The 21,070-nt window shown below is 66.1% G+C and carries 21 protein-coding genes and 2 pseudogenes; 15 read left to right on the top strand and 8 right to left on the bottom strand.

All coding sequences use genetic code 11. The features are described from left to right. The 5 genes and pseudogenes from tuf to QAR72_RS13680 form a co-directional block, all read left to right on the top strand. Positions 1 to 134: pseudogene (gene tuf, locus QAR72_RS13700) on the top strand (elongation factor Tu); the annotation flags it as partial. A gap of 172 nt (positions 135 to 306) precedes the next feature. Then, positions 307 to 600 carry a ribbon-helix-helix domain-containing protein gene (locus QAR72_RS13695; RefSeq protein WP_304617940.1) on the top strand — a complete coding sequence of 98 codons (294 nt, stop codon included), beginning with the start codon at positions 307 to 309 and terminating at the stop codon, positions 598 to 600. 89 nt (positions 601 to 689) lie between these two features. Beyond that, on the top strand, positions 690 to 1,085 hold the full coding sequence (locus QAR72_RS13690; RefSeq protein ID WP_304617942.1) for a VOC family protein: 396 nt from the start codon (positions 690 to 692) through the stop codon (positions 1,083 to 1,085). A gap of 57 nt (positions 1,086 to 1,142) precedes the next feature. After that, positions 1,143 to 1,664, top strand: coding sequence for a Twin-arginine translocation pathway signal (locus QAR72_RS13685; RefSeq protein ID WP_304617939.1), 522 nt, complete (start codon positions 1,143 to 1,145; stop codon positions 1,662 to 1,664). 10 nt (positions 1,665 to 1,674) lie between these two features. Then, complete coding sequence (locus QAR72_RS13680; RefSeq protein WP_304617938.1) at positions 1,675 to 3,249, top strand: GMC family oxidoreductase; 1,575 nt, start codon at positions 1,675 to 1,677, stop codon at positions 3,247 to 3,249. A 53-nt stretch (positions 3,250 to 3,302) separates the two neighbouring features. Here the strand turns inward: QAR72_RS13680 and QAR72_RS13675 are convergent, their stop codons facing one another. Further along, positions 3,303 to 3,803, bottom strand: coding sequence for a YciE/YciF ferroxidase family protein (locus QAR72_RS13675; protein ID WP_304617937.1), 501 nt, complete (start codon positions 3,801 to 3,803; stop codon positions 3,303 to 3,305). Positions 3,804 to 3,988: 185 nt separating this feature from the next. On the opposite strand from QAR72_RS13675, the gene QAR72_RS13670 reads away from it, so the two are divergent. The 3 genes from QAR72_RS13670 (at position 3,989) to QAR72_RS13660 (ending at position 8,423) form a co-directional block, all read left to right on the top strand. Further along, positions 3,989 to 5,848 (top strand): ABC transporter ATP-binding protein, encoded by a 1,860-nt coding sequence (locus tag QAR72_RS13670; protein WP_304617936.1) that lies wholly within the window; start codon positions 3,989 to 3,991, stop codon positions 5,846 to 5,848. Between the two features lie 230 nt (positions 5,849 to 6,078). Then, entirely contained in the window at positions 6,079 to 8,106 is a 2,028-nt protein-coding gene (locus QAR72_RS13665) for a hypothetical protein (RefSeq protein WP_304617935.1), read from the top strand. Continuing rightward, entirely contained in the window at positions 8,103 to 8,423 is a 321-nt protein-coding gene (locus QAR72_RS13660) for a hypothetical protein (RefSeq protein WP_304617934.1), read from the top strand. Before QAR72_RS13665 ends, QAR72_RS13660 begins: the two co-directional genes overlap by 4 nt. 99 nt (positions 8,424 to 8,522) lie before the next feature. Here QAR72_RS13660 and QAR72_RS13655 read toward each other — a convergent pair whose 3' ends face one another. Next, complete coding sequence (locus QAR72_RS13655; protein WP_304617933.1) at positions 8,523 to 10,580, bottom strand: OmpA family protein; 2,058 nt, start codon at positions 10,578 to 10,580, stop codon at positions 8,523 to 8,525. A gap of 167 nt (positions 10,581 to 10,747) precedes the next feature. Between QAR72_RS13655 and QAR72_RS13650 the strand changes: the two genes are divergently transcribed. Further along, a complete protein-coding gene (locus QAR72_RS13650) occupies positions 10,748 to 11,962 on the top strand; it encodes an acyl-CoA dehydrogenase (RefSeq protein WP_304617932.1) in 1,215 nt (404 codons plus the stop codon). Between the two features lie 109 nt (positions 11,963 to 12,071). Here the strand turns inward: QAR72_RS13650 and QAR72_RS13645 are convergent, their stop codons facing one another. Genes QAR72_RS13645 through QAR72_RS13625 form a run of 5 tightly spaced genes read right to left on the bottom strand, consistent with a single transcriptional unit; the run spans position 12,072 to position 16,048 of the window. Further along, positions 12,072 to 12,917, bottom strand: a complete 846-nt coding sequence (locus QAR72_RS13645) for a ferredoxin--NADP reductase (RefSeq protein WP_304617931.1) — start codon at positions 12,915 to 12,917, stop codon at positions 12,072 to 12,074. Between the two features lie 49 nt (positions 12,918 to 12,966). Beyond that, positions 12,967 to 13,353, bottom strand: coding sequence for a DUF934 domain-containing protein (locus QAR72_RS13640; protein ID WP_304617930.1), 387 nt, complete (start codon positions 13,351 to 13,353; stop codon positions 12,967 to 12,969). After that, positions 13,350 to 14,081 carry a phosphoadenylyl-sulfate reductase gene (locus tag QAR72_RS13635; protein WP_304617929.1) on the bottom strand — a complete coding sequence of 244 codons (732 nt, stop codon included), beginning with the start codon at positions 14,079 to 14,081 and terminating at the stop codon, positions 13,350 to 13,352. Before QAR72_RS13635 ends, QAR72_RS13640 begins: the two co-directional genes overlap by 4 nt. Beyond that, a complete protein-coding gene (locus QAR72_RS13630) occupies positions 14,074 to 15,732 on the bottom strand; it encodes a nitrite/sulfite reductase (protein WP_304617928.1) in 1,659 nt (552 codons plus the stop codon). The genes QAR72_RS13635 and QAR72_RS13630 overlap by 8 nt, the downstream gene beginning before the upstream one ends. Continuing rightward, positions 15,725 to 16,048: a DUF2849 domain-containing protein gene (locus QAR72_RS13625; protein ID WP_304617927.1), complete on the bottom strand. Its 324-nt coding sequence runs from the start codon at positions 16,046 to 16,048 to the stop codon at positions 15,725 to 15,727. Before QAR72_RS13625 ends, QAR72_RS13630 begins: the two co-directional genes overlap by 8 nt. A 99-nt stretch (positions 16,049 to 16,147) precedes the next feature. On the opposite strand from QAR72_RS13625, the gene QAR72_RS13620 reads away from it, so the two are divergent. The 3 genes and pseudogenes from QAR72_RS13620 to QAR72_RS15675 all read left to right on the top strand — a co-directional run. Beyond that, complete coding sequence (locus QAR72_RS13620) at positions 16,148 to 16,663, top strand: Lrp/AsnC family transcriptional regulator (RefSeq protein WP_304617926.1); 516 nt, start codon at positions 16,148 to 16,150, stop codon at positions 16,661 to 16,663. A 9-nt stretch (positions 16,664 to 16,672) separates the two neighbouring features. Then, on the top strand, positions 16,673 to 17,041 hold the full coding sequence (gene arsC / locus QAR72_RS13615; protein ID WP_304617925.1) for an arsenate reductase (glutaredoxin): 369 nt from the start codon (positions 16,673 to 16,675) through the stop codon (positions 17,039 to 17,041). A 188-nt stretch (positions 17,042 to 17,229) separates the two neighbouring features. Next, positions 17,230 to 17,589, top strand: a pseudogene (locus QAR72_RS15675) (CHAP domain-containing protein); the annotation flags it as partial. A gap of 249 nt (positions 17,590 to 17,838) precedes the next feature. Here QAR72_RS15675 and QAR72_RS13605 read toward each other — a convergent pair. Further along, the gene (locus QAR72_RS13605; RefSeq protein WP_304617923.1) at positions 17,839 to 18,297 is read right to left on the bottom strand and encodes an Rrf2 family transcriptional regulator; all 459 of its coding nucleotides are present in this window, start codon (positions 18,295 to 18,297) and stop codon (positions 17,839 to 17,841) included. A gap of 195 nt (positions 18,298 to 18,492) precedes the next feature. On the opposite strand from QAR72_RS13605, the gene QAR72_RS13600 reads away from it, so the two are divergent. The 3 genes from QAR72_RS13600 to QAR72_RS13590 all read left to right on the top strand — a co-directional run. After that, on the top strand, positions 18,493 to 19,155 hold the full coding sequence (locus QAR72_RS13600) for an alpha/beta hydrolase (protein WP_304617922.1): 663 nt from the start codon (positions 18,493 to 18,495) through the stop codon (positions 19,153 to 19,155). Positions 19,156 to 19,219: 64 nt separating this feature from the next. Further along, positions 19,220 to 20,335, top strand: a complete 1,116-nt coding sequence (locus QAR72_RS13595) for an HD domain-containing protein (protein ID WP_331497658.1) — start codon at positions 19,220 to 19,222, stop codon at positions 20,333 to 20,335. A 98-nt stretch (positions 20,336 to 20,433) separates the two neighbouring features. Beyond that, positions 20,434 to 21,070: NADP-dependent isocitrate dehydrogenase (locus tag QAR72_RS13590; RefSeq protein WP_304617921.1), on the top strand; the 637-nt coding region annotated here is incomplete at its 3' end.

Genomic DNA, 21,070 nt, shown 5'->3' with positions numbered 1-21,070 from the left:
TGATGCCGGGCGACAACCTGAAGTTCGAGGTCGAGCTGATCGCCCCGATCGCGATGGAAGAGAAACTGCGCTTCGCCATCCGCGAAGGCGGCCGCACCGTCGGCGCCGGCGTCGTCTCGAAGATCATTGAGTGATCTGACAGCATAGGTCGGATGATCCCCAACGGATATCACGATCCGGAAGGCCGCCCCTCGGGCGGCCTTTTGCATTGCCTCTGCGACCATTGATCCCGGCGCGCCGCGATTGACCGAAGGCCGCTTGTGGCGCAAGATTGTTTCACGACGACCCAAGCCAGAGATCAAGCTGATGTGCCAGATCTTCGCCGGACAGCATCCGGAGCGTTACGAGACCGTCACCCGTCGCCTGCGCCTGAACGGGCAATCGACCTCGATCCGGTTGGAGCGCGCATTCTGGGGCATTCTGGACGACATCGCTGCACGCGAAGGGGTTAGCACGCCGGCCTTCATCTCGAAGCTTCACGCCGAGGTGCTGGAACTGCATGGCGAGGCCCGGAACTTCACCTCGCTGCTGCGCTGCGCCTGCACGATCCATCTGGGCGAAGAGCAGCACGTGCAGCCGACGGCGATCGCGGCCGAGTGACCCGGAAAAAACGGCCTGTAGTAGCCTGATACTACCCGCCGCCGCGCCCCCCGGCCTAGCCTGTGGGAATGAAGGAACGGAGGGCGCTGATGGCGAAATACATCCACTCGATGATTCGGGTTCTGGACGAGGCGAAATCGCTCGATTTCTACGGCCGCTGCTTCGGGCTGAAGGTCGCCGAGCGGCTGGATTTTGAAAGCTTCACGCTGATCTATCTGGCCAATGACGAAAGCGGGACCGAGCTTGAGCTGACGGTCAACAAGGGCCGGACCGAGCCCTACAATCTGGGCGATGGCTACGGGCATGTCGCCTTTTCGGTCGATGATGTCGATGCGACCCATGCCCGCCTGATCGCCGAGGGGTTCGAGCCGCGCAAGCTGGTCGATTTCGCGCCCGGCGGCGAGGTGATCGCGCGCTTCTTCTTCATCAAGGACCCCGACGGATACGAGATCGAGGTCCTGCAGCGGCAGGGCCGCTACAAATGACGCCCCGCGCGGCGCTTGGGAGGGCGTCGCGCGGTTACAACACAGGGAGGAGGAACCATGTCTCAGTTGAGAAAACAGGGGCTGACCCGGCGTGCGCTGCTGTCGCGCGCTGCGGCGGCCGGGGCGCTGGCTGTGGCGGGGGCGGGCTTCATCGCGGCCCCTGACGCGGCCTGGGCCGTCGAGGTGACGACGATCACCGAACACCAGATGGCGACGCTGTTGCAGATGGCGCGCGACATCTATCCCCATGACCGCGTGGGCGACCGCTTCTATGCCGTCGCGATCAAGGGCTATGACAGCGCCGATCATCAGGCGATGGTCGCCGAAGGCATCGAGATGCTGGACGCCGCGGCCCGCGAGGCGGGTTTCGACAATTACCTAGCCGCGGGATGGGAGGCCGAGCGCGTCGCCATCCTGCGCAGCATCGAGGACAGCGCCTTCTTCCAGACGGTGCGCGGCGGGCTGGTGACGGGTCTCTACAACCAGAAAGAGGTCTGGCCGATCTTCGGCTACGAGGGCGAGAGCTTCTCGCAGGGCGGTTACATCGACCGCGGCTTCGACGACATCGACTGGCTGTAAGGGGGCGATCATGGCAAATGCTGCGAAATTCGAACTGACCGACGACAGCGTGGTCGTCATCATTGGCACCGGCGCGGGCGGCGGGGTTCTGGCCTATGAACTGGCCAAGCAGGGCGTCAAGGTCGTCGCGCTGGAGGCCGGGGGCCGCTATCTCCCCGAGGATTACATCAACGACGAATGGGACAGCTTCGGCCAGCTGGCCTGGACCGACCCGCGCACGACCAGCGGCGACTGGCGCGTCGCCAAGGATTTCAGCGGGCTTCCCGCCTGGATCGTCAAGGCCGTGGGCGGCACCACGACGCACTGGGCGGGTGCTTCGATCCGCTTTCAGGACCACGAGTGGAAGGCGCTGAGCACCTATGGCGCGGTCGAGGGCGCCAGCCTGCTGGACTGGCCCATCGACGCCGCCGAGATGGCGCCCTGGTATGAAAAGGCCGAGGCCAAGCTGGGCGTGACGCGCACCGGCAGCTTCCCCGGCCTGCCCGGCAACAACAATTACAAGGTCTTCGAGGCGGGCGCCAAGGCACTTGGCTATAAGGAGGTCTCAACCGGCCACATGGCCATCAACAGCGTGGACAACGACGAACGTCCCGCCTGCCAGCAGACGGGCTTCTGCTTTCAGGGCTGCAAGTGGGGCGCGAAATGGTCGGCCGCCTATACCGACATCCCACGCGGCGAGGCGACCGGCAATCTGGAGGTGCGCGAGCATTCCCATGTCGCGCGCATCCTGCATAACGACCAGGGCCGCGTGACGGGGGTCGAGTATTTCGACCGCGACGGCAATCTGCATTTCCAGGCCGCGCGGATCGTGGCGCTGGCGGGCAACAGCTTCGAAAGCCCGCGCCTGTTGCTGAACAGCGCCAGCAGCATGTTCCCGGATGGCTTGGCCAACAGCAGCGGTCAGGTGGGTCGCAACTACATGCGCCACACGACCGGCTCGGTCTATGCAATCTTCGAGAAGCCGGTGCGGATGTGGCGCGGCACGACGATGGCGGGGATTATCCAGGACGAGGCGCGGCACGATCCGTCGCGCGGCTTCGTCGGCGGCTACGAGCTTGAGACGCTGGCTCTGGGCCTGCCCTTCATGGCGGCCTTCCTGGATCCCGGCGCATGGGGGCGCGAATTCACCACCGCTCTGGACCAGTACGAGAACATGGCCGGAATGTGGATCGTCGGCGAGGACATGCCGCAATCGACGAACCGCGTCACGCTGTCGGATGTCGAGGACCGTTTCGGCCTCAAGGTCGCGAACGTGCATTTCAGCGACCATCCGAACGACATCGCCATGCGCAACCATGCCTATCAGCAGGGGCAGGCGATCTATCGGGCGATGGGGGCCACACGGACGCTGCCGACGCCGCCCTATCCCTCGACCCACAACCTGGGCACCAACCGCATGTCCGAGCGACCCGAGGATGGCGTGGTGAACCGGTGGGGGCAGTCGCATGACATCCCGAACCTGTTCGTCAGCGATGGCAGCCAGTTCACCACCGGCGCGGCGGAGAACCCGACCCTGACCATCGTGGCGCTGGCGATCCGTCAGGCCGACCACATCGCGCGCGAGATGTCGGCCGGCAATCTCTGACAGGCGCAGGCAAGCGACGGCCCGGCAGAGCGATCTGCCGGGCCGTCTCGTCGTCAGGCCTGTGCGGCCGCCTTGTTCACGCCTCCCTCGGCGATGCGCGACATGTGGACGTCGCCGCCACGGGTGTTCTCAAGACAATCGGCCAGGGCCGCCGCGTCTCCCTGAAGCCCCAGGCGGTTGGCAAAGGCCGCAACGCAGCCATAGCCCGCGATCGCGTAATGGGTCAGGCGCTGATATTGCGTGATGATCGCCGCGTCGCGGGTGTCGTCATCGGCGATGTCGGCCTCCAGCGCGTGCTTGCGGGCCTCGGTCACAAGACCCTCCATGCCCTTGCAATGCTCGCCATCGGGGGCGACGTTGTGGCGCTGGCACAATTCGGCCAGGATGTCCTTGCCGCGCTCGATCCCCTCGGCGCCGGCTTCCAGCGCGGCCTTCAGCTCGGGGTCGCTGGCGATGCGAGCCAGTTCCGCCGTGACCGGGCGCGACTGGTCGCAGGCCGAGTAAAGGTCCTGAAGCTGGTCCAGATAAAGATCCTGCAGGTTGTTCATGCTCATGTCGGCCTCCTTGGCATTGTCGGTTCAGTCGAGGGACCAACACGCCGCCGGCCGCCATGTTCCCCGCGAAGATGCGCGCCGGCCGGATTGCACAGGGACGGCTTGACTCTGTCCGCCGGGCGGGCCAGCACTGGCGCCCCGGCCCAAGACGAAACCGCAGATCATGCCAACGGAAAGGCAGGACCATGTTCGCCTGGTTCGAAAGACGCATTGACCCTTATCCCGCCGAGCTGCCCGCGATGCCGCCGCGCAGCCTGTGGCGCTTTGTGCTGCATTACAGCCGGGGCGCGCTGCCCTGGCTGGTGCTGCTGGCGCTTGGCTCGGCGGCCATCGCCCTGATCGAGGTGATGCTGTTCGCCTGGCTGGGCGAACTGATCGACCGGCTGTCGGACACGCCGCGCGATCAGTTCTGGGCGCAGGAGGGCGCGCGCGTCGCGTTGATGGCGGTGGTGCTGCTGCTGGTCATGCCGGTCCTCAACCTGTTCAGCTCTCTGATCCTGCACCAGTCCCTGATGGGCAATTTCCCGCAGCGGATCCGCTGGCAGGCCCATCGCTACCTGCTGCGCCAGTCCATCGGCTATTTCCAGGACGAGTTCGCGGGCCGCATCGCGCAGCGGCTGATGCAGACCGCACTGGCCGTGCGCGAGGTCGCGATGAAGATCATGGATGTGGGCAGCTATGTGCTGATCTACTTCCTGGGCGCGCTGGCCCTGGCGGCCAGCCAGGATTGGCGGCTGGCGCTGCCCTTCGTGCTGTGGGTGATCGGCTACGGCATCCTTCTGTGGCAGATCGTGCCGCGCCTCGGCCGTGTGGCCGAACAGCAGGCCGATGCCCGCAGCGCCATGACCGGACGCATCGTGGACAGCTACACCAACATCGCGACCGTCAAGCTGTTCTCGCATTCCGACCGCGAGGAACGCTGGATGCACGAGGGGATGGACCGGTTCCTGGGCACCGTCCATCGTCAGATGCGCCTGTCGGCCATTCAGGACATCACGCTGAACGTGCTGAACGTGACGCTGCTGGCCTCGGTGGCGGGGCTGGGGCTGTGGCTCTGGTCGCAGGACATGATCGCGGTGGGGGCCGTCGCCATCGCCGTTCCGCTGGCGATGCGGCTGAACAACATGTCGCACTGGATCATCTGGGAATTCGCCGCGCTTTTCGAGAATATCGGCACGGTCCGCGACGGCATCTCCAGCCTGGCCCTGCCGCGCGAGGTGCGCGATGCGCCCGATGCGCGGCCTCTGGTGCCGGGGCCGGGGGCGGTGCGCTTCGATGACGTGACCTTCCGCTATCACGGCCCGCAGGGCGGGCGGCCGATGCCGGTGCTGGACAACCTGACGCTGGATATTCGCCCGGGCGAGCGTGTCGGCCTTGTCGGCCGGTCGGGCGCGGGCAAGTCCACGCTGATCAACCTGCTCTTGCGCTTTCACGACATCGAATCCGGGCGCATCACCATAGACGGTCAGGACGTGTCGCGCGTGACGCAGGACAGCCTGCGCGCGGCCATCGGGGTGGTGACGCAGGACAGCTCGCTTCTGCACCGCTCGGTCCGCGAGAACATCGCCTATGGCCGCCCGGATGCGACCGACGACCAGATCGCGCAGGCCCTTCGCATGGCCGAGGCGGACGGCTTCGTGCCCTCGCTGTCGGACAGCCATGGCCGGCGCGGGCTGGACGCGCATGTCGGCGAACGCGGGGTCAAGCTGTCGGGCGGCCAGCGCCAGCGGATCGCCATCGCGCGGGTCGCGCTGAAGGACGCCCCGATCCTGATCCTGGACGAGGCGACCAGCGCGCTGGACAGCGAGGTCGAGGCGGCGATCCAGTCCCGGCTGGAAACGCTGATGCACGGGAAGACGGTCATCGCCATCGCGCACCGGCTGTCGACCATCGCGGCAATGGACCGGCTGATCGTGATGGATCAGGGCCGCATCATCGAGCAGGGCAGCCATGCCGAATTGCTGGCCCAGGGCGGGCTTTACGCGCGGCTCTGGCAGCGTCAGTCGGGCGGGTTCCTGACGATGGACGACGCGATCAGCGCCTGAACGAAAAAGGCCCCGCCGAGGCGTGACACATTCCGTCCTTTAGGACATGACGCAGGGGGCCTGCCGGAGATGATCCGGCAGGCCCTTGTTGTTTAACGGCATTATGGAGGCCGCTCCGGCACAACTTGCGCGAGAGGTGGCGCGCAGCTGCGCCTGGAAACACTTTTTTCGGGATTTCGGATTATTCCGCTTCGTAGCTGGCGATGACGGCCAACCTATGGAGCTACGCAATGATCAAGACGCTAGGCAACTTGCAGGTCCAGACTCTGCCGAAGCTCACTGTCTCTCAACTTTATCCCGAAGAACGAAAGGAAATCAACCTCAACACCTGCGGCGATCCAGACTGCGGCAACTTCGGCGTTTCGCCTGATCCAATGTATGACCAGTTTGTAGGTAGGGGTGCAGTTGCCCGGCGCAAAGCGGCGGGACAAAAAGACCCTAGAATTGCAGCAGGACTGGGCTTCTACACGATGTCATCCGTGAAGGACGAAGAGCGCATCTCGACTGCGCTGAACTTTCACAACGCACCTGCGGTCTGGAGCGATGGCCGTCGGCTGGTATGTCGCCACGATCAGGGCGGTGCCCAGTGCAAGGTCGGTTTTACCCTCTATTCCAACCAGCATTTTCTGGATGAAGTCGAGCGACTCAGGGACAACGATGGTGCGCTCGATGGTCCCAGATGCGGGGCATGTGGAAGACGATATTTCGACGCAGCAGAGGAGTTTGCTCTGAACGGAGCCAACGGGAAGGACCCGAAGACCGCGCGTCCGCTCGGGATTCGCGTGATACACAAGCCGTGCAAGGGCCGAAAAGGCGCTCGCTTCACCGTCTCGAAGGATCACCAGGAACAGCGCGATCGAGAGGACAACATCAAGATCCTGAAGATGCCGGTGAACGGAGCGTCGATCAACAGCATCCAGCGGGTCCTGACCTGCCCCAGAACCGGCGAGCGCGCCGGCATGTCCAGGATCTACGACCGGATCTTCTGGTTGGAGCGGACACTTCTTGCGTTCGAGCGGGCCCAACTCGGGAACTGGCGGAAGAACCTGGAGCGCAGAGGCGTGTTCCGTCGCACGCGCGTGGCGCACGATGACATCGTGCTCGGCATCAACTGGGAAACTTCCGCTGATCGGCGCATCACCGCCCTGAACTGCACGGCCTCGACGGACATCGAGAGTGGGTATGTCTTCCGCCTCGATGTAGATTTCGACCCTCGCGTCGATCCGGTCGCAGTATTCAAGGACGCCTACCTCGATGCAAACCGGAACCCGATGAACCTGCACGGGCAGTATCAGAACGCGACACAGCGCTTCGTCGCTCCGCTCCTGCATTACCAGCGCCCAACGGGGCGCTTCGACGAGGCCGCGTTCTTCGGTGCCTGCCAGTCGAGCCTGCGCCTGTTCGCGGTGCAGGCGGAGGACGCCTTCGGCAGGGCCGCCCTGCCGCCGGATGTCCAGCAGGCTGTAACGGAAGCACGGTGGGTCGCCGACGCGGGTGAACTCGTCGGGGAGGGCTGGTTCGGGCTGTCCGAGCAGCGGCGCGATAGCCGAAACACCTTCACCGGCATCATGGCGCGCGACGCCTATACAAAGGCGGCGCATCTCGCGCTGCTGAAGGAGATGCTTCCTGCGGGGAAGATGACCCTGGTGTCGGAACAGGAAGCTCTCATCGCCCGAACCGTGCCGCACATCTTCCGCGACGAGATTCTTGCGGACCGCTTCGAGTGGCTGGCCATCGCCTTTGACAAGGAGGCGACGAAGCCAAAGGTTCAGCACCGGGTGGGCGTGTTCCGCAGCAACTTCGAGCAGTTCCGGCATTCCTACACGGGCCAGGTTGTGTCCGACTGGGAAATGCTCGAACTCTTCATCGAGCACAGCATGACGCCTGCGATATCCAGCACGCGCGGCGGGAATGCGGGCCAGCGCACGGTGCTACCTTCGAGTCGCGTGCGTTCCCTCAGCTATGGATCAAATCGCCGGCCGAGATCGCTGGCGAGACACAGAAGATCGTGGAGTTCCCGATCCTTTCGCCCCGATATCGTTCGCGCCTGCGTCCGCTTCCGTTCGATGCTGATCCGACCGAGCCAGATCTTCGCGCAGCCCTGGCGCGCCGCGTCCTTCGAGCGACGCTTCAACCCACCAGCACGTTCTTCAATGCGCTTCGCACGCGCCTTGCCTTCGCCGGGCGCGCTGGCGGCAGATCAACGCGAAGCGGACCCAGCTTCGTCAGCGGCGCTGCCTACAACCCGCGGGTCTTGATCGCCGTGCTCAACATCTACCGCATCTACTACAACTGGTTCGACCCGCGCTCCTACGTCTCGGAGCTGAACGAAAACGACGCCACCCAAGCAGTGCCGCCAGGAACAGTGGCCAAGCGCGTCCCAGGCTCGTCCGACCGGATCACGATCCCGAAGCAGAGAAAGCGCGTGTCAATCAAGCAGACCCCGGCGATGCGGCTTGGACTTCAGGGCCGAGCCGGAAGTGCGACACCCTGCAAGGCACCGGACCTTCACAGGGTCCTCTACAAACCGTGGCTGCTCTACGGCACGCCGATCTGGAGCCGGCTTGCAGGGTAAAGGAAAATGTAGAAAGCCCGCCCCGTTTCACGGGGCGGGCGGTGTCCTAAGGGCCGGAATGTGTCAGCCGAGGCGGGGCCTTGTCGTCCATGGCGCCGCTTACTGCGCCAGCAGGTCCGTGATGCGCCGGACCGAGGCGCGGCGGTTCTCGCGGATATCGCCCTCGGCGCGGATCAACAGGAAGCGTTCGCCGTAACCCTGCGTGACCATGTTTTCCGGCGGCACGTCAAAGTATTCCGCCAGCGCCAGCGCCACGGATTCCGCGCGTCGGTCGGACAGGGCCAGGTTATAGGCCTCGGAGCCGACCGTGTCGGTGTGACCCTCGATCAGGAAGATCTCGCGCGGATTGGCGCGGACCTGTTCCTGGATGATCCGGCCAAGCGTGGCAAGCTGCTGCGCCTGATCGGGCCGGATCGCGGCCGAGCCCGTGTCGAACGTGATCGCGTCGATATTGACCGGGGCGACCAGCGCCCGCACCTCGGGGATGTTGCGGATCTGCGACAGGGTGAAGCGCCGGTCCACATTCGCCTCGCGCTGCAGGGCGGCGCGCAGCTCTTCCTCGTTCAGGCCGGTCTGCGACGGCACCGGCGCAGGGGCGGGCAGGGTGGCCAGATCGACCGGCTGCACATCGGATTCGTCGATCAGCCGCGTCGTCGTGCCATCGGCCGAGATCAGCGTGCGGCGCAGCACCTGCAGGTTCGCGTCGCGGATCGTGACGACCCGGCTGCCATCGGCGCGGGTGACGATGGTGCGCGACGAGCCGTCATCGAAATTCTCGGTCGTCACGGTCGAGCCGGGCTGACGCAGCAGCGCTACGTCGTCGCGGATGACCTCCTGGCTGCCATCGGGGCGCGTCACGACGACCCGGTCGGGCGCGCTCAGCGCGACCTGACGGTTGTTGGCCAGAACCGAGCCGACGGCAACCGCGCCCAGACCCAACAGCAGCGCGCGCGCCAGATCGTTGTCACGACTCGAACCGCCCGATTGCGTGGCCTGACCCGACAGGGCGTCGCGCAGGTTGGTCTGGAAATCCTCGGACGAGGACCGTGCGGTCTCCTCGGTCACCTGCTGTTCGGTCACCTCGCCGCTGCCCTCGGCGGCTTCCAGCGCCGAGGCGGTGCTGGGCGCGGCAGCCTCGGCAGCCTCACGCGCGGCCTCGGTCACTTCGCTGCCTTCCTCGGCGGCGCGCAGGACCATCTCGCCGTCCTGCACGCGATACATCTGTGCGTTGGCCGGGGCGAGGCGGTATTCGCCCTGGTCATTCGTCTCGACCACCACGCCACGGGGCGTCTGCGCGCGGCCGTCGCAAGGCGCGGCACCGCCGCCGATGCAGGTCAGCGACGAGACGGTCAGCCCCGCCTCGACCTCTTCGTTCAGCACGCGGGCAAGGCCGGGCAGAACCTCGGCCCGGTCGCGCTGGATCTGACCGGTGGCAAGGCGGACGCTGTCATCGCCCTGCTGCTGGACGCCAAGCGACTGAGCCAGCGATTGCGCCAGATCGGTCACGTTTTCCTCTTGCTCGCGCGCCGTCTCGGTCAGGGCATCGGCCAGCTCGTCGCGGCTGGGCAGCTCGCCTGCCTCGGTGCCGGTGATGCGGCTCAGCGCCTCGCCCAGGGTGCCGGCGGCTTCGGCGCTGTCGACCGGCTCGTCCGCTTCCGCGGGCGCAGGCTCCGCCTCGGGCTCGGGCTGAGGCTCGGGCTCCGCCACGGGTTCAGGTTCGGCCACAGCTTCGGCCTCCGGCTCAGGCTCAGGCGCAGGTTCCGCTTCGGCCTCGGTCACCGGCTCTTCGGTCTCGGCTTCAACCTCGGCGTTCAGATCGGCCCCGTCCTGAGGCGAGCCGTAGAAATCGTCGCCCTCGGCCAGCACGATCTGGCCGCTTTCCGAAAGCGCGACCTCAAGACCTCCCGGCGTCACCAGCGCGACCCCTTCGGCACAGGGCCGCTCGGTGCCGTCGGCGCAGGTCAGGTCGTCCGCCTCGAGGCCCGCCTCGCGTTCTGCGGCCAGGGCTGCGGCGTCTTCGGGGCGCGTATCGGCGTGCAGCTCGGCGCGGGTCGCCGCCTCGGCATCGGGCAGCCGCCATTCGGCCATGGCAAGCTGCGGCACCAGCAGCGAAAGGCAGGCCGCAACGGCCGTTGTGTTGTGGATGATCCGTCGCATGGGAACTCTCCTACCTTGCGGGACATATTCTTGGCGGTTTAACAGCCCTTTAGGAAATCGGTTCCCCAATTCAGCGTGACCGGCCCGTGAAGGCGGGACCTCGCGCGCCATTGCGCCGCCGCCGCAAGCGCCCTAATCCTTTTCCAGACCATCGAGGAGGACCGGACATGCTGCAACAACTCAAGTCCAAGGACCGCCCGGATCTGGCGCGCTTCGACTGGGAAGACCCGTTCCGCCTGTCCGACCAGCTGACCGAGGAAGAGCGGATGCTGCGCGACGCAGCCCGCGCCTATGCCCAGGACAAGCTGCAACCCCGCATCATCGCCGCCTATCGCGACGAGACGACCGATCCCGCCATCTTCCGCGAGATGGGCGAGATGGGATTGCTGGGCGTTACCATCCCCGAGGAATATGGCGGCATCGGCGCCTCTTACGTGGCCTATGGCCTGATCGCACGCGAGGTCGAGCGCGTGGACAGCGGCTATCGCAGCATGATGTCGGTGCAATCCTCGCTGGTGATGTATCCGATCTACGCCTATGGCAGCGAGGAACAGCGCCTGAAATACCTGCCGAAACTCGCCTCGGGCGAATGGATCGGCTGCTTCGGGCTGACCGAACCCGATGCCGGATCGGACCCGGCGGGAATGAAGACGGTGGCCAAGAAGACCGCCGACGGCTACCGGATCTCGGGATCGAAAATGTGGATCTCGAACGCGCCCATCGCGGATGTCTTCGTCGTCTGGGCCAAATCCGAGGCGCATGGCGGCAAGATCCGCGGCTTCATCCTCGACAAGGGCATGCCTGGCCTGTCAGCGCCCAAGATCGGCGGCAAGCTGTCGCTGCGCGCCTCGATCACCGGCGAGATCGTGATGGACGGCGTCGAGGTCCCCGATGACGCCCTGCTGCCCAATGTCGAGGGGCTCAAAGGCCCCTTCGGCTGCCTCAACCGCGCGCGCTACGGCATCAGCTGGGGCGTGATGGGCGCGGCCGAATTCTGCATGCACGCCGCCCGTCAATACGGGCTCGACCGCCATCAATTCGGCAAGCCGCTGGCCCAGACCCAGCTGCACCAGCTTAAACTGGCCAACATGCTGACCGACATCGCGCTTGGCCTGCAGGCCTCGCTGCGCGTCGGCCGCCTCCTGGACGAAGGCGATGCGGCCCCCGAGATGATCTCGATCATCAAGCGCAACAATTGCGGCAAGGCCCTAGACATCGCGCGGCTGGCCCGTGACATGCATGGCGGCAACGGCATCTCCGAGGAATACCAGGTCATGCGCCACATGGCAAACCTGGAAACCGTGAACACCTACGAAGGCACGCATGACGTCCACGCCCTGATCCTCGGCCGCGCGATCACCGGGCTTCAGGCCTTCTTCTGAGCCAAGCAGAAGGGGCAGAGCCTCGGCCCTGCCTCTTCTTCGTTGCCAAAATATCCCGGGGTGAGGCCCCGCAGGGGCCGAGGGGCAGCGCCCCTTGAACCCGGTCCGATCAGACGCCTTCGCCCACGAAGGCTTTCTCGACCACGAATTCGCGCGGATCGGAATTCGCCCCCTCGTTCATGCCGAAACCCTCCAGCACCGCCTTCACATCGACGTTGAAGGCCAGGCTGCCGCAGATCATCGCGCGGTCCTCGGCCGGGTCGATCGGCGGCAGGCCCAGATCGGCCAGCACCTTGCCCGAGGACAGGTTGTCCGTGATACGCCCCATCAGCGGCGATTCCTCGCGCGTCGTGGTCGGGTAATACAGCAGCCGTTCCGCGAAGCCGTCGCCATAGATCTCGGTCAGCAGGGGGTCGTGGCGCAGGTTCTCGACCAGCTCGCGACCGTAATTCAGCTCGTCCGCGGTGCGGCAGGTATGCATCATGATGACCTGCTCGAACCGCTCATAGGTCTCGGGGTCACGCATCAGGCTGGCAAAGGGCGCGATGCCGGTGCCGGTGGCCAGGAACCACAGCCGCTTGCCAGGCAAGAGCGCGTCGAGCACCAGCGTGCCGACGGGTTTGGGGCGCAGGATGATCTGGTCGCCCGGCTGGATGTGCTGCAGGCGCGAGGTCAGCGGCCCGTCCGGAACCTTGATGGAATAGAATTCCAGTTCGTCATCCCAATTGGGCGAGGCGATGGAATAGGCGCGCAGGATAGGCTTGCCGTTATCGTCGGGCAGGCCGATCATCACGAATTCGCCCGACCGGAAGCGCAGGCTCGCCGGCCGCGTCACGCGGAACGAGAACAGGCTGTCGGTCCAGTGCCTCACCGCAGTGACGGTCTGTGCATCGGGAAGCGTCTTCTTCGAGGCGGCCTCGGGTGCGGCTTGGGTCACGGGCAGGTCCAGCGTCATGGTGAATTCCTTCGTGTCTTCTAGTCGATGGGGCGGCGGGGCGAAAGTCTCAGCCCGCAAGCTGCGCCCGATGGTCCCAGGCCTTCCAGTCGGCGCGCGCCAGCCACTGGGCCTCGGGCTGGCGGGCGGCGATGTCGGGGGCGACCTCGACCTCGTCAAAGCCCACGCGGCGGGCCATGGCATATTGATCGGCGATCAGCCGGCCCGTCGCGCGCAGGCGGCCCTTGTAGCCCAGTTCGCGCAGGCGCCGCGCCAGCGAAAAGCCGCGCCCGTCATTGAAGGCGGGAAAGGCGATGCCGATCAGCGGCTGGTCCAGATGATCGGCCAGCGAGGCCGGGGCCGTGTCGGGCGCCAGGATCAGCGCGGGCTGATCCTCGATCGGATGGAAACCGTCATCGCGGGCCAGGACGGGCTGGCTGTTCAACTGCTCGCTCATGCCGAGACCTTTCCGCGGACCATGCGCCCGCCAATGAAGTGGATGCCGCATTCGGATTTCTCCTGACCGCGCCAGCGGCCCGAACGCGGGTCTTCGCCCGGAGCCACGGGCGATGTGCAGGGCGCGCAGCCGATCGAAGGGTAGCCCTGCGCGACCAGCGGATGCCGGGGCAGACGGTTCTCGATCATGTAATCCTGCACGTCCTCGGGGCGCCAATGCGCCAGGGGGTTGACGCGCAGCCGCGCCGGACGCTCGGGCTCGAAGAACTCCAGCGCCGCGCGCTGACCGTTCTGGAACCGCTTGCGGCCCGTGATCCAGGCGTCATAGCCCGACAGCACCCGCTCCAGCGGCACCGTCTTGCGGAAGTCGCAGCAGGCGTCCGGGTTCACCTTGTGCAGCGTGCCGTTCGGGTCGTGCGCCGCGATCTCGGCCTCGCTGGCCGTGATGACCTGGACGTTGGTCAGGCCCAGCTTGGCCGCCACCTCGCGCTGGTACTCCAGCGTCTCGGGGAACAGCATCTGCGTGTCGATGAAGAGGACCGGCAGCCCCGGCGCCACGACGCTGACCATGTGCAGCAGCACCACCGATTCCGCCCCGAAGGACGAGACCAGCGCGACACGCCCCAGATCGGAGTCGGTCACCGCGCGGCGCAGGACCTCGATCGCCGCATGGTGGCGATAGCGGTCGTTCAGCCGCGCGGCGCGCGTGTCGAGATTGCCGTCAAGCATCGGCCTGCGCCGGGTAAAGCGCCGCCTTGAACGGCGCGGGGCCGAGCCTGCGATAGGCGTCGATGAAGCGTTCCGAGGCGTCCTCGCGGACCTCCAGATAGGCGCGCAGCAGGCGGTCGATGGCCGGCACCACCTCTTCGGCCGGAAAGCCCGCGCCCGCACGCTCGCCGATGGCGGGGATGTCATAGGCGTCGCCGCCGAGCGTGATCTGGTAGTTCTCGACCCCCGCCCGGTCGAGGCCGAGGATGCCGATATGGCCCAGATGGTGATGCCCGCAGGCGTTGATGCAGCCCGAGATGCGGATGTTCAGGTTGCCGATCTCTTCTTCGAGGCCGGCGGCGCGGAAATGGCCCGCGATCTCCTCGGCGATGGGGATCGAGCGGGCGGTAGCCAGCGCGCAATAGTCCATGCCGGGGCAGGCGATGATGTCGCTGGTCAGGCCCGCATTGGCCGTGGCCAGCCCGGCCTCTTTCAGCGCGGCATAGAGCGCCGGCAGGTCGGACTTGTGGACATGCGGCAGCGCCACGTTCTGGTCGTGCATCACGCGCAGGTCGTGGTGGCCGTATTTCTCGGCGAGATCGGCCAGCAGGCGCATCTGCGCGGCCGAGGCGTCGCCGGGCGTTTGGCCGGGCGCCTTGAAGGTCACGACGACGCTGGCATAGCCGTCCACGCGGTGCGGGTGCAGGTTGGTGTCGGTCCAGCTGCGGAAGGCGGGGTTCGCCTGACGCTCGGCCTCGTAGCCGTCCACGGGGGCGTTGCGGAAGGTCGGGGCGCGGAAGCGGTCCTTGAAGATCGCCAGCGCCTCGCGGTCGGCGCCGTGGAAGTCGCGGCGGCGGGCCTTGAACTCCTCCTCGATCTCGGCGCGCATGGTGTCGAGGCCGCGCTCCATCACAGTGATCTTGATGCGGGCCTTGTACTTGTTGTCGCGGCGGCCCGACAGGTTGTAGGTCGCGATGATCGCCTCGACGTAAGGCAGCAGGTCCTCCTCGGGCAGGAAGTCGCGGACGACCTGACCCAGCAGGGGGGTGCGGCCCAGACCGCCGCCGATCCAGACCTCGAAGCCGGTCTTGCCGTCACGCTCGATCAGGCGCAGGCCGATGTCATGGGCGGCGATCACGGCGCGGTCCTTGGCGCCGCTGGAAATGGCGATCTTGAACTTGCGTGGCAGGAACTGGAACTCGGCGTGATCGGTGGACCAGCTGCGCAGCAGTTCCGCATAGGGGCGGGGGTCGGCGAACTCGTCAAAGGCGGCGCCTGCGAAGGCGTCGGTGGTGACGTTGCGGATCGTGTTGCCGCTGGTCTGGATGGCGTGCATCCCGACCTCGGCCAGCGCGTCCAGCATGTCGGGGATGTCCACCAGCTTGGGCCAGTTGAACTGGATGTTCTGGCGGGTGGTCCAGTGGCCATAGCCCTTGTCATAGGTTTCGGCCAGATGGGCGAGGGTGCGCATCTGGTCGGGGCTGATCGTGCCATAGGGGATCGCGACCCGCAGCATGTAGGCGTGCAGCTGCAGATAGACGCCGTTCATCAGGCGCAGGGGGCGGAATTCCTCTTCCGTCAGGCTGCCGTCCAGCCGTCGTTCGACCTGGGCGCGGAACTCGGCCGCTCGGTGGCGCACATATTCGGTTTCGACGGGGCGGACGTCAAACATGAGCGGTATCCTTCGCCTGAATGCCGTGGAAATAGTTCGAGGGGCCGCGCTGGCGGAAGGCCTCGCGGAAATGCACCGGCTCGGGACCGTTCGGGCCGCGACGGGCCTCGACCAGATAGGGGCCGACGACGCGATCGGCCTGACCGATCGCCTTGAGCAGCGCCAGCTCCGCGATCGCCTCGTCCTCGTAGATCGTGGCGCGAGCGGGGTCCGGGGTCCATCCGTCCTCGCACATCCAGACGTTATGCCCTTCGCGCAGGTCATTGGCGGTGATGACACCGGGTCGGGCGGCCGTCGGGGTGAAGGCTTTGCTCATGATGCGGACCTCGTGATTGCTGCCCTCTATATAGAATTTTGTTCTGGATTCTTGCGAGTGGTCGCGCGAAATAAGGACGAACACAGCGCGAGCGTCATCATGCCGGAACCGGTTTCCCCAGAAGCGGCCTCAGGCCAAACGCCCGTCCGGCTGGATGACGTGGACCGCAAAATCCTGTCCCTGCTGCAACAGGATGCCAGCCTGTCGCTGGACCAGATCGCGGACCGTGTGGGGGCGTCCAAGACCCCGGTCTGGAACCGAATCCGCAAGCTGCGCGAGGCGGGCGTGATCCGGCGGCAGGTCGCCATCCTCGACCCCGAGGCGTTGGGGTTGGAGGCCTGCTTCTTCGTCCTGATCCGCACCAGCGAGCATGACAAGAACTGGGCTGCCCGTTTTCTGCGCGCGCTGCGCGAGCGGCCCGAGGTCGTCGAGGCGCACCGGCTGGCGGGCGACATCGACTATATCCTCAAGGTGCAGGTCAGGAATGCCCGCGCCTATGACCGCTTCTACCAGTCGCTGATCGGCGAGGTGAAGATCCACAACGTCACCGCGCTGCTGTCGATGGAGGAGATCAAGGCCTCGAGCGCGCTTCCCATTCCCGACGCGACGGGATAGGTCGCCCGCATGGGCAATCCGGTGATCTGGCACAAGCAGACCTGTTCGACCTCGCGTTGGGTGCTGGGGGTGCTGCGCGATGCGGGGCTTGCGCCGGTGGTGCGCGACTACATCGCCGATCCCCCGTTCGAGTCGGAATTGCGCGATGTGCTGGCGCGGCTGGGTCTGGACGCACGGGGCCTGATCCGCCGCAAGGGCACCCCCTTTGCCGAACTGGGTCTGGCCGATCCGGCACTCTCCGAAGATGATCTGATCGCCGCGATGGCCGCGCATCCGATCCTGATCGAGCGTCCCGTGGTTCTGGCCGCCCATGGGGCGGTGCTGTGCCGCCCCAAACAGCGCGTCTTCGAGCTGTTTCCCCAAGCGGAACCGGTCTAGGCGCGGGTCCTTAGTCGCTGCGTCAAGCCTGTCATGATGCGGTCCTCGGCGTGATCGGCGGAAAAGTTCCCTTGATATTTGGGTATTGGCGGAAAGCCGCGCATCACTTCAGGCCGGGCTTGGCGAATGGCACCCCCTCGGGCCAAGGTCGCGGCGACAGTGATCCCGACAAAGAACAAGCGCCACAAATGACGCCCATCAAGACCCGGATTTCCGCCCTGCGCGCCGCCCTGGCCGTGATGCTTCTGCTTGGTGTGGCCGCCTGCGCCAGCCCTCAGACCGGCAGTTCCGCCCCGGGCGCCTATGCGGGCCAGAGCATGAGCCTGCTGCCCCACCGTCAGGAAATGGCCATCAGCCAGGCCGCCGCCAAGCGGGCACAGGGCCAGCGCGTCTGGTGCGTTCCCTTTGCGCGGGATCTGAGCGGGATCGACCTGCGCGGCAATGCCGGGACATGGTGGAACGCCGCGCACGGCGTCTATGCGCGCGGCAAGGAACCGCAGGTCGGCGCGGTGATGGTGTTCTCGGCCGGGCGCGGCCTGCGCGTCGGCCATCTGGCCGTCGTGTCCGAAGTGGTGACCGGGCGCGAGATCCGCATCGACCATGCGAACTGGGAACGCAACCGCGTGACGCTGCGCCAGCGCGTCGTGGATGTCTCGCCGCGCAATGACTGGTCGATGGTCCGCGTCGAAAGCGTGCCGGGCACCTTGGGCCGCACCTATGCGATCAGCGGCTTCGTGTACAACCAGCGCGTGAGCCGCGCGCAGGGCGTCTGACGCCCCGCCCACGGGCGAAGGCCCTTATTCGTCCACGACCTTCAGGATCTGCGGCAAGGCGGGGCAGGGCAGAAGCTGGTTCTTCGCCACATCGGCCAGAGTGTGGTTGTGCAGGAACACATAGACATGCGCCGAGAGGCTTTCCCACAGCCGGTTCGACAGCGTCTGCGCGCGCGAGCCCGACACGCCCCCCGACGCGCCCGCGCCGACATGCATGGCGCTGACCGTCTCGTCCACGGCTTCGAGGATCTCGGCCACGCGGATCGTCTCGGGCGCGCGGGCCAGCCGGTAGCCGCCGCCCGGACCCCGCACCGATGCCACAAGCCCCGCCCGGCGCAGGCGCACGAAAAGCTGTTCGAGATAGGGCAGCGAGATGTCCTGGCGTCGCGAGATCTCGGACAGCGAGGTCAGTTCGTCGCTTTTCGCGATGGCCAGATCGACCAGCGCGATGATCGCGTAACGGCCCTTTGTCGAAAGTTTCATCCCGTCCTCCCGGTTTGGCTGGCGCTGTCGCCTCGGGACGGCATTCCTGCCCGCCCGTGTTGACGCGCTTGGCTAAGGCGCGCTATGCCCGGCCTCAAAGGTTTCTCGTGCTGGCCGCAGGCTTGCCCAAGGCACCCGTCTAGAAGCCCCGCGCCGATGCGTCAAGAAACCCGGACCGCCCTGTAAAGGAAGACCATGCCAGAGCTGATTTTCCCCGGCCCCGAAGGCCGCCTCGAAGGCCGTTACCACCCCCAGCCCGGCAAGCCCGACGCCCCCATCGCCATCGTCCTGCACCCGCATCCCCAATATGGCGGCACGATGAACAACCGGGTCGTCTACAACCTGCATTACGCCTTCCACCGGCTGGGCTTCACGGTCATGCGCTTCAACTTCCGGGGCGTGGGCCGCAGCCAGGGCGAATTCGACCAGGGCATCGGCGAGCTGTCGGATGCAGCCTCGGCGCTGGATTACCTGCAGGCCATGAACCCCAATTCCAAGCATTGCTGGGTGGCGGGTTTCAGCTTCGGTGCCTGGATCGGGATGCAGCTTCTGATGCGCCGCCCCGAGATCACCGGCTTCATCAGCGTGGCGCCCCCGGCGAACATGTATGATTTCAGCTTCCTCGCGCCGTGCCCCTCGTCGGGGCTGATCGTGAACGGCACGGCCGACCGGGTTGCGCCGCCCAAGGACACGCAGAACCTAGTCTCGAAGCTGCGCGAGCAGAAGGGGATCACGATCACTCATGAGGAGATCGAGGGCGCGGATCACTTCTTCCGCGACGACGAGACCCACATGAAGCCGATGATCGATCTGGTGCAATCCTATGTGCGGCGCCGCCTGACCGAATCGACGCGCTGAGACGAGGGCGCCGGGGCTCTGCCCCGGACCCCGGGATATTTGGACCAAGGCAAAGGACAGGGCCGTGCTGGACGGAGCGATGGCGTTTCTGCGCGAGGCGGACCGGCTGAAATCGGTCGATCGCGCGAATGTGCTGATGGATCTGTCGCGGCCCGAGAACAGCGCCGAGCACAGCTGGCACGTCGCGCTTTACGGGCTGGTCTTCGGGGCCAGCGACCGCGCGCTGGCGATGATCCTGCTGCATGACCTTGTCGAGATCGATACGGGCGATCATCCGATCCATCTGGCCCATGATGCCGCGCGCGTGGCGGAGGCGGAGGCGCGGGCGGCGGAGCGGCTCTTCGGTCTGCTGGATGGCGGCGCGGTTCTGCACGGGCTATGGTCGGAATTCGAGGCCGCCGGCAGTGCCGATGCGCGGATGGCCAAGCGCATGGACCATGTGCAGCCGATGTTCCAGGTACTGCAGGCAGCGCGCCCCTTGGCCGATCATGTCGGGATCGTGCGCGATAATCTGGACCATGGGCGCGCGGCGCGGCTGGCCGTGGAATGGCCCGAGGCCGTGGAGGCCGCCCGTCACATGCTGGCGGGGCGCGAGATCGGGCAGGGCGATCTGGCGCGGCGGCTGGCCTTTCTGGCAGAGGCGGACCGGCTGAAATCGGTCCGGCGCGCGAACCGTCTGGTCGATGGCAGCCGGCGCGAGAACACGGCCGAGCATAGCTGGCATCTGGCGCTTTATGCGCTGGCGCTGGCGCCCCTCGCCCCATCGCTGGAGATCGGGCGCGTGATCCGGATGGCGCTGATCCATGATCTGGTCGAGATCGATGTCGGCGATGTGCCGCTGCATTCGGAGGGCGGCGCGGCGCATGGCGCGCCCGAACGGCGAGCGGCCGAGGAACGCGCCGCGCGCCGGCTGTTTGGCTTGCTGCCCGCCGCCCAGGGAGAGGCGCTGATGGCGTTGTGGCAGGAATTCGAGGCCGCCCAGACGGCCGAGGCCGTCTTTGCCAAGGGTTTGGACCGGTTTCAGCCTGCTTTTCAGAACCTGGCCTCTGGCGGTGTCGGTTGGCGCGAATACAGCGTCACGCTGGATCAGGTGCGCGGACGGGTCGGGCCGGCCGTCCGGCTGGCCTCGGCGCCGCTTTGGGATTGGCTGGACCGGCGGCTGGTCATGCATTTCGGCTGACGCCCGCGCGCTCTAGCATACCACGGCATACCGGCTTTCCAAACCCGGACTTTCTGGCTATAGCCCCCGTAATCGAATCCAACGCCTAGGGGGCTGCCATGTCGAAGATCAAGGTCGAAAACCCCGTCGTCGAGCTCGACGGCGATGAAATGACCCGGATCATCTGGGACTTCATCAAGCAGAAGCTGATCCTCCCCTATCTGGACATCGACCTGAAATATTACGACCTGGGCATCGAGGAGCGTGACCGCACCGATGACCAGATCACCGTGGACGCCGCCGAGGCGATCAAGCGCTACGGCGTCGGCGTGAAATGCGCCACCATCACCCCGGACGAGCAGCGCGTCGAGGAATTCGGCCTCAAGAAGATGTGGCGCTCGCCCAACGGGACGATCCGCAACATCCTGGGCGGCGTGATCTTCCGCGAGCCGATCATCTGCAAGAACGTGCCGCGTCTGGTGCCGGGCTGGACCCAGCCCATCGTCGTCGGCCGCCACGCCTTTGGCGACCAGTATCGCGCCACCGATTTCCGCTTCCCGGGCAAGGGCAAGCTGACGATCAAATTCGTCGGCGAGGATGGCGAGACGATCGAGCATGAGGTGTTCCAATCGCCCTCGGCCGGTGTCGCCATGGCGATGTACAACCTGGACGATTCGATCCGCGATTTCGCCCGCGCCTCGCTGAATTACGGCCTGATGCGGAAATACCCGGTCTATCTGTCCACGAAGAACACGA

This window comes from Paracoccus sp. (in: a-proteobacteria) (assembly GCF_030604785.1).
Taxonomy (GTDB): domain Bacteria; phylum Pseudomonadota; class Alphaproteobacteria; order Rhodobacterales; family Rhodobacteraceae; genus Paracoccus.
Note: the sequence above shows the minus strand (reverse complement) of the source record. Positions and strands in the feature narration are given on the sequence as shown.

What these genes read in the sequence shown, in the direction of transcription:
- QAR72_RS13665 (WP_304617935.1), top strand. Translation starts at nt 6,079, where the DNA reads ATGATCAAGACGCTAGGCAACTTGCAGGTCCAGACTCTGCCGAAGCTC.
- QAR72_RS13640 (WP_304617930.1), bottom strand. Translation starts at nt 13,353, where the DNA reads ATGAGCGAGCAGTTGAACAGCCAGCCCGTCCTGGCCCGCGATGACGGT.
- QAR72_RS13635 (WP_304617929.1), bottom strand. Translation starts at nt 14,081, where the DNA reads ATGCTTGACGGCAATCTCGACACGCGCGCCGCGCGGCTGAACGACCGC.
- QAR72_RS13650 (WP_304617932.1), top strand. Translation starts at nt 10,748, where the DNA reads ATGCTGCAACAACTCAAGTCCAAGGACCGCCCGGATCTGGCGCGCTTC.
- QAR72_RS13690 (WP_304617942.1), top strand. Translation starts at nt 690, where the DNA reads ATGGCGAAATACATCCACTCGATGATTCGGGTTCTGGACGAGGCGAAA.
- QAR72_RS13625 (WP_304617927.1), bottom strand. Translation starts at nt 16,048, where the DNA reads ATGAGCAAAGCCTTCACCCCGACGGCCGCCCGACCCGGTGTCATCACC.
- arsC (WP_304617925.1), top strand. Translation starts at nt 16,673, where the DNA reads ATGGGCAATCCGGTGATCTGGCACAAGCAGACCTGTTCGACCTCGCGT.
- QAR72_RS13600 (WP_304617922.1), top strand. Translation starts at nt 18,493, where the DNA reads ATGCCAGAGCTGATTTTCCCCGGCCCCGAAGGCCGCCTCGAAGGCCGT.
- QAR72_RS13695 (WP_304617940.1), top strand. Translation starts at nt 307, where the DNA reads ATGTGCCAGATCTTCGCCGGACAGCATCCGGAGCGTTACGAGACCGTC.
- QAR72_RS13655 (WP_304617933.1), bottom strand. Translation starts at nt 10,580, where the DNA reads ATGCGACGGATCATCCACAACACAACGGCCGTTGCGGCCTGCCTTTCG.
- QAR72_RS13620 (WP_304617926.1), top strand. Translation starts at nt 16,148, where the DNA reads ATGCCGGAACCGGTTTCCCCAGAAGCGGCCTCAGGCCAAACGCCCGTC.
- QAR72_RS13605 (WP_304617923.1), bottom strand. Translation starts at nt 18,297, where the DNA reads ATGAAACTTTCGACAAAGGGCCGTTACGCGATCATCGCGCTGGTCGAT.
- QAR72_RS13645 (WP_304617931.1), bottom strand. Translation starts at nt 12,917, where the DNA reads ATGACGCTGGACCTGCCCGTGACCCAAGCCGCACCCGAGGCCGCCTCG.
- QAR72_RS13685 (WP_304617939.1), top strand. Translation starts at nt 1,143, where the DNA reads ATGTCTCAGTTGAGAAAACAGGGGCTGACCCGGCGTGCGCTGCTGTCG.
- QAR72_RS13670 (WP_304617936.1), top strand. Translation starts at nt 3,989, where the DNA reads ATGTTCGCCTGGTTCGAAAGACGCATTGACCCTTATCCCGCCGAGCTG.
- QAR72_RS13680 (WP_304617938.1), top strand. Translation starts at nt 1,675, where the DNA reads ATGGCAAATGCTGCGAAATTCGAACTGACCGACGACAGCGTGGTCGTC.
- QAR72_RS13630 (WP_304617928.1), bottom strand. Translation starts at nt 15,732, where the DNA reads ATGTTTGACGTCCGCCCCGTCGAAACCGAATATGTGCGCCACCGAGCG.
- QAR72_RS13675 (WP_304617937.1), bottom strand. Translation starts at nt 3,803, where the DNA reads ATGAGCATGAACAACCTGCAGGATCTTTATCTGGACCAGCTTCAGGAC.